Below are 15,438 nucleotides of genomic sequence, written 5' to 3' on the forward strand. Positions count from 1 at the left end.
CTTGTCAGTTCTCCTGGTGGACGACGAGCCCCTGGCCCGTCTGCGACTGCGCAGCCTTTTGGAGGCTTGCCAAGACCCCGCTGCCCAGGTGGTGGCGGAGGCGGGCACTGCGCAGCAAGCCCAGGCTTGGCTGCGCGAGCATGCTTGTGACTTGGTTCTGCTGGACATTCAAATGCCGGGGTCCAACGGGCTGCAGCTGGCCGAAGCGCTTGCCGCCCACCCGGCGCAGCCTGCGGTCGTCTTTGTGACCGCGCATGCCGAACATGCGGTGCGTGGCTTTGAACTGGACGCCATGGATTACCTGACCAAGCCAGTGCGGCGTGAGCGCTTGCAGGCTGCGCTCACGCGGGTGGCGCAGCGGCTCGGTGAGCGGGCTGCGGCGCACAGTCAGCGCGGAGACTTGGACGACCCACTGCCCGACGAGTTCATCAATATCTCCTTGCGGGGCCGTTTGCTACGTGTGCCTTTGTCGGAGGTGCTGTACTTCAAGGCCGACCTCAAATATTTGACCCTGCGCACCGCCACGCAAAGCTATGTGATGGACGGTAGCCTGTCAGAGCTGGAATCACGTTATGGCGAGGGCCAGGAGGGGCGGTTTTTGCGCGTGCATCGCAATGCCCTGGTGGCCAAATCAGCGGTGCGTGAATTGCTTCGGCGCGGGCCGCACGGCGCGGGCGAGGCCAGCCCGCCGGATGAAGAGGGCGCCGAAGGCTGGACGCTGCGGGTGGCCACGGTGAATGAATGGCTGTCCGTGTCACGGCGGCAAGTGGCTGCGGTGCGCGAGGCCCTGGCGGCGCGCCAGAAAAAGGCCGGCACCGAATGAGGCGCCGGGGGCATGCCAGCTGGCGTGTCTGGGACGTTTTTGACAGCGGCTGTCACACGCCTTAGGTATCATCGCGCTCCCACGCACGCGGCCGCAGCCTACCCTGATGATTGACAAACGATTTTTCCCCCGGCAGGTGGTGGAAGCCACCGGCAATCGCTGGGATTTGGTCATGCTTCCCATGGTGCTGGCGCTGCTGAGCCTGCTCGCCTTGGCGGGCTCGCACATGGCCACGCCGTTTCAAATGGGCGAGGTGCTGCACATCAGCTTGGACCCGTGGGTCCTGCCTTACTACCTGCTACGCACCACGCTGCGCATGTTTCTCGCGCTGGGAGCCTCGGTCGTTTTTGCCTGCGCTTTTGCGGCCTTGGCGGCCAAGTACCGGGCGGCAGAAAAAGTGTTGGTGCCTTTGCTGGACATCTTGCAGTCCATTCCCATTCTGGGTTTTTTGTCCATCACGGTGACGGGTTTCATCGCCTTGTTCCCAGGCAGTTTGCTGGGCGTGGAGTGTGCGGCGATTTTTGCCATCTTCACTTCTCAGGCCTGGAATATGGCGTTCAGCCTGTATCAGTCCATGCGCACGGTCCCGGCGGAGTTGAAGGAGGCGGCACGCATTTTTCACCTGTCAGGCTGGCAACGGTTCTGGCGCCTGGAGTTGCCTTTCGCCATGCCGGGCCTGCTCTGGAACATGATGATGAGCATGTCGGGCGGCTGGTTTTTTGTGGTGGCGTCCGAGGCAATTTCGGTGGCCAACCAAGACATCAAGCTGCCGGGTGTGGGCTCCTACATTGCCATGGCCATTGCGGCACGTGACCTGCAGGCCATCGGTTATGCCATTCTTGCCATGTTGATCGGCATTCTGCTGTACGACCAACTCTTCTTTCGCCCGTTGCTGGCCTGGGCCGACAAGTTCCGCTTCGAGGAGTCCGGCAACGAGAACGCGCCCACCTCCTGGCTGCTGACCTGGTTGCGCCGCACTGAACTGATTCAGCGCGTGGGTGAATGGCCGGCGCGTTGGCTGGCGGCGAGTTTTCGCTACACCAAACTGAACTACGACGGCACCTCCATCCGTGCCCGTGCCAAACCGGTCAATCCGCTGTGGGAGCGTGGGTTTGACGCGATCCTGGCGGCGCTGGTGCTGTTTGCGGTGTGGCGCCTGGTGAGTTTCATCCATGCTGAGGTGGGCTGGCAGGAAGTGGCCCACGTCTTCAAGCTGGGTTTTTACACCTTGGCGCGGGTGCTGATCCTGATTGCGATCGCCTCCTTGATCTGGGTGCCCATCGGCGTGTGGATCGGGTTGAACCCACGCATCGCGGGTCGGGTACAGGCCTTGGCGCAGTTTCTGGCGGCATTTCCGTCCAACTTGGTGTTTCCGGTGGCGGTGGTGTTGATCGTCAACTGGAAGCTGAATCCCAATATCTGGCTGTCGCCCCTGATCATCCTGGGCACGCAGTGGTATTTGCTGTTCAACGTGGTTGCGGGGGCCTCCACCATTCCGTCCGAGTTGCGTTATGCCGCCAAAAACCTGGGCCTCAAAGGCTGGTTGCTGTGGCGCCGTTATTTGCTGCCGGCGATTTTTCCGAGCTTCGTGACCGGCGCCATCACCGCCAGCGGAGGCTCTTGGAATGCCAGCATCGTGGCGGAGTATGTGTCCTGGGGCGACACCACCTTGCAAGCCGATGGTTTGGGCAGTTATATCCAGAACATGACGGCCATCGGCGACTTTCCCCGCATTGCCCTGGGTATTGGCGTGATGTGTATTTTCGTGATGGTGTTGAATCACTGGGTCTGGCGGCGTATGTACCGACTGGCCGAACAACGCATGCATTTTTGAGAGTTGAGCGATGAGCACCTTGATCGAACTGAAAAACGTCGCCAAGAGTTTCAAATCCTCCGACGGCAGCCTGCGCTCCGTGCTGGAGCGGGTTGATTTTCGGCTGGAGAAGGGCGAAATCGTGGCCTTGCTGGGCCAGTCCGGCTCGGGCAAATCCACCTTGCTGCGCATCATGGCCGGCTTGATTTCTGCTGACGGCGGGGATGTGCGTTACCAAGGGCAGCCTATTTTTGGCCCGGCGGAAGGTGTGGCCATGGTGTTTCAGTCCTTCGCGTTGTTCCCGTGGCTGACGGTGCAGCAGAACGTGGAGTTGGGCCTGGAGGCGCGAGGCATCGACCCTGCCGAGCGCGCTGACCGGGCCGAACGGGCGATTGATTTGATCGGCTTGGCCGGCTTTGAGGGGGCCTTGCCGCGTGAGTTGTCGGGCGGCATGCGCCAGCGCGTAGGCTTGGCGCGTGCGCTGGTGATGGAGCCTGCGGTGCTGCTGATGGACGAGGCATTTTCAGCCCTGGACGTGCTGACGGGCGAGCGCTTGCGCAATGAAATTTTGGAGTTGTGGACCGGCGGCGAAATGCCCACCCAAGCCATGCTGGTGGTGTCCCACAACATTGAAGAGGCGGTGATGATGGCCGACCGGGTGTTGATCTTCTCCAGCAACCCGGGTCGCGTTCGGGCCGAGTTGCCGATCAGCCTGCCGCGCCCGCGCCACCCCGACAGCCCGGAGGTGCGCGCCTTGATCGACGAGGTGTACAGCCTCATGACGGCCGGCGCTGCGACAAGCGCTCCCGGGCAAACCGAAGAGGTCAAACCGCATCTGTCTGACCGCTTGCCGGAGGCCGATGTGGGCCGCATGGAGAGCTTGCTGGAGTTGCTGGTTGACGAAGAGTTCAAGGGCCGCGCCGACTTGCCGCAACTGGCGGAAGAGAGCGAACTTACCGACGATGAACTGCTGCCGCTGGCCGACGCGCTACAACGCCTGGGGCTGGCGCAACTGGAGCGTGGCGACATTCTCATCACGCCGCTGGGGCAGCGTTATGTGGAAGGCGAGCACGAATTCCGGCGTGAAATCTTTGGCCAACAACTGCTGGCCCACGTGCCGCTGGCCGCCTTCATCCGTCACAGCCTGGAGCAGGAGGAGGACGGCGAGCTGCGCGAGGAGCCCTTCCTCAAAATGCTGGAAGAAAGCATGGACAAGCAAGAGGCCGAGCGGGTGCTCAAGGTTGCCATTGAATGGGCGCGTTATGGCGAAGTGTTCGAGTACAACTACCACACCGGCATGATCCACCTGCCAGAATCCGACGACGATTGATGTGGGTTGGCCTAGGCATGCCTTGCCCGCCTAGGCCAAGGCTACGGTCAAGGGTTATCTGCTAACGGCGCAGCAGTGCGGTGTAGTGCCGCAAGCCCCGCAAGTGGCTCAGGCGTACAGGTTCAGGCGCGTGCCCAGGCTGCCGCTGCTGGCCAGCGCCGGCGCGGCCGGGGTGGGCAGGGCATCGAGCAACTCTTTGGCGCCCTGGCTTTGCAGGTCCATGGCCTTGCGCAGTACCAGCAACTGCGCAGCGGCCTGCGTGGTGCCCGGCTGTGCGGCGCTGGCGTTATTGACGAGGGCAGTGCTGCTGAGGTCCATGGCGATGCTCCAGGCGGTATCTCCGCTTTGTCGGCTCGGCGCAGCAGAACTTGATGGTTCTGAGGCGAGTACTTTGTAGCCCCCATGAAAAATGCGCCATACCGGTCACGGTAGGGCGCATCTATTTTTAGCTGAAACGACGTTCAACCCGTGTTGCGCAACCCCGCTGCAATGCCGTTGATGGACAGATGAATGCCTCGTTGCACGCGTTCCAGGGTGGGGTCGTCGTTGCGTTTGTCAGCTGGAATGGCGCGGTAGCGGCGCAGCAATTCAACCTGCAAATGGTTGAGCGGGTCGATGTAGGGGAAGCGATGCTCGATGGAGCGGGCCAGGGCCGGATTGCCCGCCAGGCGGTCGGCCTCGCCCGTGATCAGCGTCAGCGCTTGCGCGGTGCGCTCGAACTCGGTTTGGATGGCGGCGGCAATCTTCTTGCCCAAACGCTTGTCTTGCACCAAGTCCACATAGCGCTGTGCAATGCCCACGTCGGTCTTGGCCAGCACCATGTCCAGGTTCGACAGCAGAGTGCGGAAGAAGGGCCATTGCTTGTCCATGCGCTTGAGCAGCGCCAGACCGCGGGTGTATTGCTCGCTGTCCGGTTCGCCCAGGAAGCTCAACACCGCGGAGCCGAAACCGCACCAGCCCGGCAGGGCCACGCGACTCTGGCCCCAGCTGAAGCCCCAGGGGATGGCGCGCAGGTCTTCAATGGCATGGCTTGGTTTGCGTGAAGCCGGGCGTGAGCCGATGTTCAGCTCGGCAATTTCGCGGATTGGCGTGGCCGAGAAGAAATACTCCGCAAAACCGGGTGTTTCGTAGACCAGGCCACGGTAGGCCGAGAAGCTGAGGTCGGAGATGGTCTGCGCGGCTTCAAGAAAGCTCTTTGGGGCGCTCTTGGTTGGGTGCAGCAGGGTCGCTTCCAGGGTGGCGGCAACCAGCGTTTCCAGGTTGCGGCGACCGATTTCCGGGTTGGCGTATTTGGAGGCGATGACTTCCCCTTGTTCGGTCAGTCGAATCTGACCGTTCACCGTGCCGGGGGGCTGCGCCAGAATGGCCTGGTAGCTAGGGCCACCGCCACGGCCCACGGTGCCGCCACGGCCGTGGAACAGGCGCAGGGTGATGCCGTGCTCGGCCCGCAAGACGGTGAAAAGGTCGACCAGCGCGATTTCCGCCCGATAGAGCTCCCAACTGCTGGTGAACACACCGCCGTCTTTGTTGGAGTCCGAATAGCCGAGCATGATGTCTTGCTCGGCGCCGCCGTCTTGAATCAACTTCGCGATGCCAGGCAGGGCGTAGAACTCGCCCATGATGGTGGGTGCCAGGCGAAGGTCGCCGATGGTTTCGAACAAGGGCGAGACGATCAGGTCGCACACGGCACCCGACGCATCGCCGAGAGAGCCACGCATCAGCCCCACTTCCTTCATCAACAGCAGCACTTCCAGCAGGTCGCTCACCGATTCGGTGTGCGAGATGATGTAGTGGCGCAGCGACTCGCGGCCGAAGCGCTGCAGCGACTCCTGCGCGGCTTCAAAGATGGCCAGCTCACCCAAGGTCTTGTCGCTGTAGGTGGCGCCGTGCACGCGCAAGGGGCGGGCGTCCTGGAGCAGTTGGATCAGCAGGTCGCGGCGCTGGGCTTCGTCCAGTGCGGAATAGTCGGCTTGCAGGCGCGCGGTTTTCAGCAACTCGGCCACCACGGCTTCGTGTTGGTCTGAGCTTTGCCGCAGGTCCAGAGTGGCGAGGTGAAAGCCAAATACCCGAACGGCGCGGATCAGCGGTGCCAGGCGTGGCGCGATCAGGGCTTGCGCATGATGGGTGCGCAGCGAGTTTTCAATGATGCGCAGATCGGCCAGCAACTCCTCTGGGCCGGCGTAGGGCGCTTGCGGTGCCACGGCGTGGCGCAGCGCTTCGGTGCCGGTCAGCTTGTGCAGTGTGGCCGCCAGGCGCGCGTACATGCCCGTCAAGGCACGGCGGTAGGGCTCGTCCATGCGGTGCTCGTTGCGGTCGGGGCTGCGCTCGGCCAGGGCTTGCATTTCCGGCGTGATCTGGGCCAGGCGATAGGAGATCGAAAGCTCGGCGCCCAGTTCATGGAGCTCGGTCAGGTAATGGCGCAAGGCCACCTCCGACTGGCGCGACAAGGCATGCCGCATGGTGCCGGCCGTGACATTGGGGTTGCCGTCGCGGTCGCCGCCAATCCAGTGGCCCATGCGCAAAAAGCTGGCCAGATCGTGGCCAGGCAAAGCCTCTTCCAGTTCGGCGTAGAGCTTGGGGATTTCGCGCAAAAAAGTGGCTTGGTAGTAACTGAGCGCGTTTTCGATTTCGTCCGCCACGGTCAGCTTGCTATAGCGCAGCATGCGGGTCTGCCACAGCTGGGTCACGCGGGCCCGAATCAAGGCCTCGTTGGCGGCCAGTTCGCGCTCGGTGTGCAGGGCATCGCGCTGTTCAACCAGTTGCGCCACGGCACGCTCGGCGTCCAGAATGCTCTTGCGCTGCACTTCGGTCGGGTGGGCTGTCAGCACGGGTGAAATGAAGCCGTTCTCCAGCGTTTGAGCGATTTCGGCAGGGCGCACACCCGCTTCATGCAGACGCTCCAGCGCAAAAGCCAGCGAACCGGCTTGCATGCTGCCTGCACGCTCATGCACTTCGCGGCGGCGCACGTGGTGGCGGTCTTCGGCAATATTGGCCAGGTGCGAAAAGTAGCTGAAGGCGCGAATCACGCTGACGGTTTGCTCGCCGGACAGGCTTTTCAGCAGCTTGTCGAAGCTCTTGCCGGCCTGCGCATCGCGCTTAAGACGAAAGGCGACCGAGAGCTTGCGCACTTTCTCGACCAACTCATAGGCTTCCCGCCCTTCTTGCTCTCGAATCACTTCACCCAGAATGCGGCCCAGCAAACGGATGTCATCGGTCAGAGGCTTGTTCTTGTCGGCCGCCGAGCTTGCCGTGTCAGCGCGAACCGCTGATTTGGCTCGTTTGGCGGACTTGCCTGCTTGGGGAGCGGACACTTTTTTGGGAGCTTTCACGGAGGAGGCGGGCGAGGTGGTCGAGGCGGGCAAGGCAGACATGGCGGGGCTCGTGTTGGAAGACCGGTGACGGCCGGCGGGCCAGAAGCTTGCTGGACCCGCCGCATGGCAGCAGACGTTACATCGCCCATCAGTCGGCAATGTAACGAAGTTACTTGTTTCTGACTTTATCAGTTTCTTCGGTGATTCGGCAGTCACCGCCGACTTTGGAGCTATGTTCTATCTCGATTTCTCTATTCGATAATGCGTCCATGAATGCATCCAAACAAAGCACCGTTGTCATCGCAACCCGTGAAAGCCGCCTCGCCCTGTGGCAGGCTGAACATGTCAAATCCCGCCTGGAGACCGAGCTTGCATTGAGCGTGAGCCTGTTGGGCATGACCACGCGGGGCGACCAGATCCTCGATCGCAGCTTGTCCAAAGTGGGCGGCAAGGGCTTGTTCGTGAAAGAGCTGGAAACCGCGCTGGAAGAAGGGCGTGCGCGTCTGGCGGTGCACTCGCTGAAAGACGTGCCCATGGAGTTGCCTGACGGCTTCGAGTTGGCCGCCATCCTGGAGCGCGAAGACCCCCGCGACGCTCTGGTGTCTAACCGTTATGCCACGCTGGCCGAACTGCCCTTGGGCGCTTTGGTAGGCACCTCCAGTCTGCGCCGGGTGGTGCAACTGAAGGCCCTGCGGCCCGACCTGCGCATCGAGCCCTTGCGCGGCAACCTGGACACCCGCATGCGCAAGCTGGACGACGGTGGCTACGACGCCATTGTTTTGGCGGCGGCGGGCTTGAAACGCCTTGGCGCGGGCGAGCGCATCCGGGCCTGCTTCACGGTGGATGAAATGATTCCTTGTGCCGGCCAGGGCGCCCTGGGCCTGGAAGTGCGTGCCGACGATCTTGAGCTGAAGCGCTTGATTCAAAGCCTGACCCATCGCCCCACTTGGCTGGCGACTCTGGCGGAGCGTGCCGTCTCCCGTGCACTGGGCGGCAGTTGCAGCGTACCCTTGGCTGCGCACGGGCGCTGGGTTGATGGGGCTTTGCTCATGACCACCGCGCTGGGCCATGCTGAACAAACCGAGCGGCCTCTGCTGAGAACCTTGCATCAGGAACCGGTGCAAACCGAGGCGCAGGCGGAGGCCCTGGGGCAACGCGCTGCCCAGGCTTTGCGCGAGCAGGGGGCGGCGGACTATCTGCCGCAAGCTTGTTGACCGCCTTGACCTTGGTGCTGACCCGGCCCGAGGGTCAGGCAGATGATTGGCGGCAACGCATGGCGGACCAGGGTGTCCCCACGGTAAGCCTGCCTTTGATTGAAATTTCTCCCGGACCCGACCAAGCTGCCACCCAGGCTTGGGCCGCCTTGCCCGGTGCCGCGCTGGCATTTTTTGTCAGCCCGAATGCGGTGCAATATTTTTTTGCCGCTCGGCCCCTAGGCCAAGCCTGGCCCATCAACACGCTGGCCGCCTGCGTCGGGCCTGGCAGCGCCCAGGCTTTGTTGAACTGTGGGGTGCCGGCTGACCAGATTGTGCAGCCGCCCGTTGATGCGGCAAGCCTGGACTCCGAGCACCTTTGGCCATTGCTGAGCCCGCTCGACTGGCAGGGGCAAAAGGTATTGCTGCTGCGCGGCGATGGCGGGCGCGAGTGGCTGGCCGATCGCTTGCGCGAGCGGGGGGCGGTGACGCAGGCCTTTGGTGTGTACCGGCGGCATGGCCCGGTGATGTCGGCAGCGCAGCGCTCGCTCTTGTCGGAAATCTTGGCGGCGCCGTCGCGCCACGTCTGGTTGTTCAGCAGTGCAGAAGGGGTGGGGCATTTGGCGCATCTGATGCAGGCGCTCAGCCCGGGGTACAACTGGGCGCCGACCTTGTGTATTTGTACCCATGAGCGCATTGCCGACGCCGCGCGTGCATTGGGGGTGGGGCATGTGGTTTTGGCGCGACCCCAGCCCCTTGCCGTCCAGCAGGCCCTGCTCACACTGCAGGGCGGCCCCTACAATGATTTCCACTGTGAGTGACAAGCAACTTCCCCCCATCGAGGCCGAGCCGATCCTGATCGAGCCTCCCGCCGCTGCCTCGTCGTCCAGCCCGGCAGCATCGCCGCCGGTTGGTGCTGCGCAGCCCATTCGCTCCGCGTTGCCTGCCTGGGTTCCCATTGCCGCAGGCGTGGTGGCCTTGTTCAGCGCGGCCGGTCTGGGGCTGTCCTGGCAGAACATGAGCCGCCAACAACGGCTTGAGCAAGAGTTGGTGCGCCGCCAGGATTTGGCGCAAACCGACGCCGGAGAAGCACGGGCCGCGGCCAAGTCTTCGCAAGAACTCACGCGCGACACCGCGGCCAAAGTTGCGCTGCTGGACGCCCGCTTGGCCGAAGTGGCCTTGCAGCGCGGGCAGTTGGAGGAGCTGATTCAGTCCATGTCTCGTTCGCGCGATGAAAACGTCATTGGCGATATCGAGGCCTCGATCCGTGTGGCCTTGCAGCAATCCAGCATCACCGGCAGTGCCGAACCGCTGGTTGTCACCTTGAAGCTGGCCGATGAACGCCTGCAGCGCTACAAACAACCCCGAATGGAAGGCGTGCGCCGTGCCGTGGCACGTGATCTGGACCGGGTCAAGTCGGTCAGCGTGGTCGACGTGTCGACGCTGACGATCAAACTCGACGAAGTGGTGCGCTTGGTTGACGAATTGCCCCTGATCGCGGTGGCGGAACAAGCCAACGAATTCAAGTCACGCACCACGGAGGACCGCGCCAAGACCCCCGCCGCAAAAAACACCAAGACCAGCAAAGGGACTGAAACACCCAGTGATGGCTGGCTGGGTGCGTGGTGGCCTGAGGCTCAAAAAACCCTGGGCGACTCGGCCAGCCGCATCTGGCTGGAAACCCGCAGCCTCATCCGCGTCACCCGCATCGAGCGTCCTGAAGCGGTGTTGCTGGCGCCAGAGCAGGCCTTCTTCCTGCGCGAGAACTTGAAGTTGCGCCTTTTGAACACGCGCTTGGCTTTGTTGAGCCGGCAGTTTGAAACCGCGCAGGCTGATCTGCGTGACAGCCAAGACATGCTCAACCGCTACTTTGACAGCCGCTCCCGCAAAGTCAGCGCGGCCACCGAGTTGCTGCGCCAAGTGGCGGGCCAAGCACGCCAGGTCGTGGTGCCGCGCCCCGACGACACCTTGGCTGCGTTGGCTGCTGCGGCGGCCGGGCGCTGACAGGTGAAGGGCTGAGTCATGCGCACCGTCATCTGGTTGGTTTTACTTTTCTCCGTGGCTGTTGTGGCCGCGCTGGCGCTGGGCCGCAATGACGGGCTGGCGAGTTTTTATTGGGGCGGCTGGCGACTCGACGTGTCGCTGAACTTGTTTTTGCTGGTGCTCGTGGGCAGCTGCTTTGCGCTGGTGTCCGCCATTCAAACCATCAGCGCGCTGATCAGCTTGCCGCAACGAGCCAAAGAGTGGCGGGTGGCTCAGCGCGAGCGTAGCGCCCAAATCGCGCTGCGCGAAGGCTTGGCCGAGTTTTTTGGTGCACGGTACGGGCGCTCTCAAAAAGCCGCGCAACGCGCGCTGACCATCCACGCACAAACGCCCGAGCTGGAGCGTGATGACGGTTTTCTTGCCTTGGGCCATCTCCTGGCCGCCAGCAGTGCGCACCGTCTGCAAGACCGCAAGCGGCGCGACGAGCAATTGGGCTTGGCGCTTGATTTCTCACGCCGCACGGCAGCCGGCAAGGCGCAAGAAGAGGGCGCTTTGTTGTTGGCCGCTGAATGGGCGCTGGATGACCGGGACGCCAATCGCGCCCTGCGCTTGCTGGCCGACCTCAGCCCCGGGGTTGCGCGGCGCACCCAGGCCTTGCGGCTAAAGCTGCAGGCCAGCCGATTGTCAAAACAGTACCTGGAAGCCTTGCGCACGGCCCGCTTGCTGGCCAAGCACCAAGGCTTCTCCAAAGTCGCCGCGCAGGGTTTGCTGCGCTCCCTGGCCTTTGAGGCCTTGGACAGCACGCGGGATGTGGACCAACTGCGCAAAGTCTGGCAGCAGTTGGATGCGGCAGACCGTCGCGATGTCTGGGTAGCCTGCCGCGCCGCGACACGTTCAGCGGCCTTGGGGTCGCCAGATGACGGACGCGGCTGGTTGCGGCCATTCTGGGACGATATCGGCGAACTCCCTGAAGATGAACGTATTGTCCTCGCGGAGTCCCTGGTGCCCGTACTGCCCGGCTTGGCCCCTGAGTGGCTGCAACGCCTCGAGTCGGCGGCGCAGCGTTTTCCTCGCGACAAATACCTGACCTACGCGCTCGGCCACGCCTTGGCTGAACGCCAGCTATGGGGCAAAGCCCGGCTGATGCTTGAGCAAGTCTGCGAGGACCATGGCGTGTCGACCTTGGCCCGGCGCCGCAGTTGGTTGACTCTGGCGCAGTTGGCGGCACAAGACGGTGACCTCGACCGCCGCGCACGCTGCTTCGAGGCCGCCGCTGGCGTGCATTGAGTCAAAAATTTGAAAATTCTTGCTCGGACCTAAAAACCCATGCTATAGTGCAAGGCTTCGCGGCTGTAGCTCAGTTGGATAGAGTACTTGGCTACGAACCAAGGGGTCGTGGGTTCGAATCCTGCCAGCCGCACCAAATTACTAAAACAAGAAGAATAAAAAGACGAAATTAAAAGTCTTTGAGTTTGTTTGAAGAGTTTGATGTTTTGCGAAGAAAAACAGTAAAGCCTCAGCAAAAAATTGCAGAGGCTTTTTTATGTAAAGACCTGAAACTGCAACAGGGCGGCGACTGAATCGATTTGAATTCGAAAAGATTCGAAAATCGATAAAGAAACCAAAAATTCCCGTTGAGCATGGAATTACATGCTATAGTAGAGGGCTTGAAGCGGCTGTAGCTCAGTTGGATAGAGTACTTGGCTACGAACCAAGGGGTCGTGGGTTCGAATCCTGCCAGCCGCACCAAAAATAAAAAGAGAATCAACGGGTTAGAAGTGTAAGCTTCTAACCCGTTTTCCGTTTCCGGAGGGCCTTTTAGGCGCATTCCCCATCCTCGTGCACCTGGTGTGGCAGCGTGTCGATGTGGCGCCTCAGGGATTGCTACAGATGGGGCTCTCCCATACCCTCCCGGGCGCTGATGGAAATCACGATGCAGATGGCGGGCTGGGGCGAATCGGTTTAAGCAATCGCGTCAACCGGCAGTACCGCATCTTTCAAGACGCTGCGCAGCACGAAGCTGCTGTGCACGCCGCTGACGCCTGGGATGCGGGTCAGATGCCCAAGCAAAAGGGCTTGGTAGTGATCCATATCCCGAACGGCCACCTTGAGTTGATAGTCGGCAGCTTGGCCGGTGATCAGCAAGCACTCGAGAACCTCCGGCAATAAACCGACTGCCGCCTCGAAACTCGCGAAGCGCTCCGGCGTATGGGCATCCATCGAGATATGGATCAATGCGATCAGCGTCAGGCCGAGCTTCTTGGCGTCGAGCACGGCGCGGTAGCCGGTGACAAGCCCGGCCTCTTCCAGGGCCCGTACGCGGCGCAAGCAAGGCGAGGGCGACAGCCCGATCCGGTCCGCAAGTTCCTGGTTGTTGATACGTCCCTCCTTCTGCAGGATGAGGAGGATCTGCCGGTCAAACTTGTCAATGTTCAATTGATGCCCTAAATTCGAATGAATTTGGCAGATTATTGCGCATTTGAATTGAATTTTGTTGTATTCGCAATCGTCTGCCAAAGCCTTTTTCCTACACTTTAGGCATTGAGTTATCGACTCAGGCAGCGGCAGGCCACCCGCCTCACTCTCGCGCAGCCAGCTTCAAAAGAGCCGAGGCGGCGCGCCAAAGACCCCCAAGTGCATTCACATGCCTTGGGGTTTCGCTTTTCAGGCCGCGCTTATGCGTGCTGCTGTTGGTGCTCGCCAAGGCGGCAGCAAGAGGGGGCAGCGGGTGAGACAGCACAATCTGCGAGTTGGATGTTGCTAATTTCTGGCTCGGTCAATCACTGTGTCATCGTATGGGCATATCGTTGATTGTGAAAAGAAGAGCATGAAGATTTGCTCAGGGAGCCGTACCGGCTCAGTGGGCCACTTCGTCCACTTTCTGAGCTGCCTGTCCGGCAGTGAACACGGCGTGACGTTAATTGCAGGGGCTGAGCAATTTCTGAGCTGCCTGTCCGGAAGTGAACTCGCTATAGGCGCATGCCGCATGGATGTGATGTTTCTGAGCTGCCTGTCCGGCAGTGAACAGTGCCCTTGCATTGCCTCCCCTACCTCCTTTTTTCTGAGCTGCCTGTCCGGCAGTGAACCGGCCGTCGAATCGTGCGATGTTTGAAAGACTTTTCTGAGCTGCCTGTCCGGCAGTGAACCGGCCGTCGAATCGTGCGATGTTTGAAAGACTTTTCTGAGCTGCCTGTCCGGCAGTGAACTGGCCTGAGTGCGCCGGTGACTTTGCACCGCTTTTCTGAGCTGCCTGTCCGGCAGTGAACGCAACCCGACGCATTCGCGGTCGCGCTTGGATTTTCTGAGCTGCCTGTCCGGCAGTGAACGCCCAAGGTGATGCCGATGGCCAAGAGGCCAGTTTCTGAGCTGCCTGTCCGGCAGTGAACTGACTCAGGAAAGCTTGTCGAGGCTCCGAACTTTTCTGAGCTGCCTGTCCGGCAGTGAACCCATCGGTGCGCACTGCCGGATGAGTTGATGCTTTCTGAGCTGCCTGTCCGGCAGTGAACTGTCATGAGTCATCGCGTACCTTTGGTCATTTTTTCTGAGCTGCCTGTCCGGCAGTGAACCGCTTCGGCGGCGGACTACGCGAGCTTGCGGATTTCTGAGCTGCCTGTCCGGCAGTGAACAGTGAACGCCATTTTGTTCGTTGTGACCGAGTTTTCTGAGCTGCCTGTCCGGCAGTGAACGGTTGATCGCACTCGCCGGCTTGCTATCCGATTTTCTGAGCTGCCTGTCCGGCAGTGAACGTGTGATGTTGATGTGCTGATCGCTGCAGGATTTTCTGAGCTGCCTGTCCGGCAGTGAACGAACTTTTGGAGGCGTGCATTTGCACTGTTTTTTTCTGAGCTGCCTGTCCGGCAGTGAACCACCTGAACCATGCTTAGAAAACTTCCGAAATTTTCTGAGCTGCCTGTCCGGCAGTGAACATAGTGCTCAAGCTGCTATTTATTATGCGTATTTTCTGAGCTGCCTGTCCGGCAGTGAACATTTCATCGGGTTTCTGGCGCGTTGTTAAACATTTCTGAGCTGCCTGTCCGGCAGTGAACGCCGAGGACTGGCTTGCTGCTCGGCCTGATTTTTTCTGAGCTGCCTGTCCGGCAGTGAACCAAGCAAGAGGCCCCCACTCCACCCACTTTGATTTCTGAGCTGCCTGTCCGGCAGTGAACATCAAGATGACCGAGGTTTATGTCGACGGCAATTTCTGAGCTGCCTGTCCGGCAGTGAACAGGAAAAGCATGAAGCCCACCACTGCCGAAAATTTCTGAGCTGCCTGTCCGGCAGTGAACGACGGGGTTTGAGCATCGTGACCATCACGACCGTTTCTGAGCTGCCTGTCCGGCAGTGAACCCACCGCCCCGGCGGCTCCGGGATTCCTGATATTTCTGAGCTGCCTGTCCGGCAGTGAACGCACAGGCGCCGGGCTGGCAGTTTGTGCCGGTTTTCTGAGCTGCCTGTCCGGCAGTGAACCGGATCTGCGCGGCGTGCCCCTTCGCCGTGGCTTTCTGAGCTGCCTGTCCGGCAGTGAACTGTTGATGCGCCTACCTTCAGCCGCCTGACCTTTTCTGAGCTGCCTGTCCGGCAGTGAACTGCCAATGATGAGTTCGCTGAAAAGATCGCGTTTTCTGAGCTGCCTGTCCGGCAGTGAACCGCAGGAAACGACGCTAAAGCCGATGCCTACTGTTTCTGAGCTGCCTGTCCGGCAGTGAACTACGTGTGCGGCGCATGGCCTAACGTGTTCTATTTCTGAGCTGCCTGTCCGGCAGTGAACGTGCGACATGAGCAAGCAAGACCAAGGCGACGTTTCTGAGCTGCCTGTCCGGCAGTGAACGGCACAACTCGGGCCAACTTCAAGGTCGGCATTTTCTGAGCTGCCTGTCCGGCAGTGAACTTGCCCTTGGCGTCGAAACCCGTTTGGATGTATTTCTGAGCTGCCTGTCCGGCAGTGAACCGAATAGCAAAGAGTTGCATTCGGAACTGATGTTTTC

Annotated in this window: 10 protein-coding genes, 2 tRNA genes and 1 CRISPR repeat array (1 of these 13 only partly in view); of the genes, 9 read left to right on the forward strand and 3 right to left on the reverse strand. The window is 61.1% G+C overall.

The window, feature by feature from the left end:
- Position 1 precedes the first annotated feature (1 nt).
- The 3 genes from PRZ01_RS04080 to PRZ01_RS04090 all read left to right on the forward strand — a co-directional run bounded on the left by PRZ01_RS04080 (position 2) and on the right by PRZ01_RS04090 (position 3,966).
- On the forward strand, positions 2 to 823 hold the full coding sequence (locus tag PRZ01_RS04080) for a LytR/AlgR family response regulator transcription factor (RefSeq protein ID WP_338111448.1): 822 nt from the start codon (positions 2 to 4) through the stop codon (positions 821 to 823).
- Positions 824 to 929: 106 nt separating this feature from the next.
- Entirely contained in the window at positions 930 to 2,657 is a 1,728-nt protein-coding gene (locus PRZ01_RS04085) for an ABC transporter permease (protein ID WP_273595488.1), read from the forward strand.
- Positions 2,658 to 2,667: 10 nt separating this feature from the next.
- On the forward strand, positions 2,668 to 3,966 hold the full coding sequence (locus PRZ01_RS04090; protein ID WP_273595489.1) for an ABC transporter ATP-binding protein: 1,299 nt from the start codon (positions 2,668 to 2,670) through the stop codon (positions 3,964 to 3,966).
- A gap of 108 nt (positions 3,967 to 4,074) precedes the next feature.
- Here the strand turns inward: PRZ01_RS04090 and PRZ01_RS04095 are convergent, their stop codons facing one another.
- Together PRZ01_RS04095 and ppc are read right to left on the reverse strand one after the other, a co-directional pair.
- On the reverse strand, positions 4,075 to 4,284 hold the full coding sequence (locus PRZ01_RS04095) for a putative motility protein (protein ID WP_273595490.1): 210 nt from the start codon (positions 4,282 to 4,284) through the stop codon (positions 4,075 to 4,077).
- Positions 4,285 to 4,427: 143 nt separating this feature from the next.
- Positions 4,428 to 7,337 carry a phosphoenolpyruvate carboxylase gene (gene ppc / locus PRZ01_RS04100; RefSeq protein WP_273595491.1) on the reverse strand — a complete coding sequence of 970 codons (2,910 nt, stop codon included), beginning with the start codon at positions 7,335 to 7,337 and terminating at the stop codon, positions 4,428 to 4,430.
- 209 nt (positions 7,338 to 7,546) lie between these two features.
- Here ppc and hemC point away from each other — a divergent pair, with 209 nt between their 5' ends.
- From hemC to PRZ01_RS04130, 6 genes are all read left to right on the forward strand, one after another.
- Positions 7,547 to 8,491, forward strand: coding sequence for a hydroxymethylbilane synthase (gene hemC / locus PRZ01_RS04105; RefSeq protein WP_273595492.1), 945 nt, complete (start codon positions 7,547 to 7,549; stop codon positions 8,489 to 8,491).
- Entirely contained in the window at positions 8,485 to 9,291 is an 807-nt protein-coding gene (locus PRZ01_RS04110) for a uroporphyrinogen-III synthase (protein ID WP_273595493.1), read from the forward strand. The genes hemC and PRZ01_RS04110 overlap by 7 nt, the downstream gene beginning before the upstream one ends.
- A complete protein-coding gene (locus PRZ01_RS04115; protein ID WP_273595494.1) occupies positions 9,284 to 10,474 on the forward strand; it encodes a uroporphyrinogen-III C-methyltransferase in 1,191 nt (396 codons plus the stop codon). Before PRZ01_RS04110 ends, PRZ01_RS04115 begins: the two co-directional genes overlap by 8 nt.
- An 18-nt stretch (positions 10,475 to 10,492) precedes the next feature.
- Positions 10,493 to 11,740 (forward strand): heme biosynthesis HemY N-terminal domain-containing protein, encoded by a 1,248-nt coding sequence (locus PRZ01_RS04120; RefSeq protein WP_273595495.1) that lies wholly within the window; start codon positions 10,493 to 10,495, stop codon positions 11,738 to 11,740.
- 59 nt (positions 11,741 to 11,799) lie between these two features.
- Positions 11,800 to 11,876: transfer RNA gene (locus PRZ01_RS04125), tRNA-Arg, on the forward strand.
- 249 nt (positions 11,877 to 12,125) lie between these two features.
- Positions 12,126 to 12,202: transfer RNA gene (locus PRZ01_RS04130), tRNA-Arg, on the forward strand.
- Positions 12,203 to 12,415: 213 nt separating this feature from the next.
- On the opposite strand, the gene PRZ01_RS04135 is transcribed toward PRZ01_RS04130, so the two are convergent.
- Positions 12,416 to 12,889 (reverse strand): Lrp/AsnC family transcriptional regulator, encoded by a 474-nt coding sequence (locus PRZ01_RS04135; protein ID WP_273595496.1) that lies wholly within the window; start codon positions 12,887 to 12,889, stop codon positions 12,416 to 12,418.
- A 442-nt stretch (positions 12,890 to 13,331) separates the two neighbouring features.
- A CRISPR array of direct repeats spans positions 13,332 to 15,438; the repeat unit is 28 nt; unit sequence TTTCTGAGCTGCCTGTCCGGCAGTGAAC; it runs 7,115 nt beyond the window's last position.

This window comes from Roseateles koreensis (assembly GCF_028595305.1).
GTDB lineage: Bacteria > Pseudomonadota > Gammaproteobacteria > Burkholderiales > Burkholderiaceae_C > Paucibacter_A > Paucibacter_A koreensis.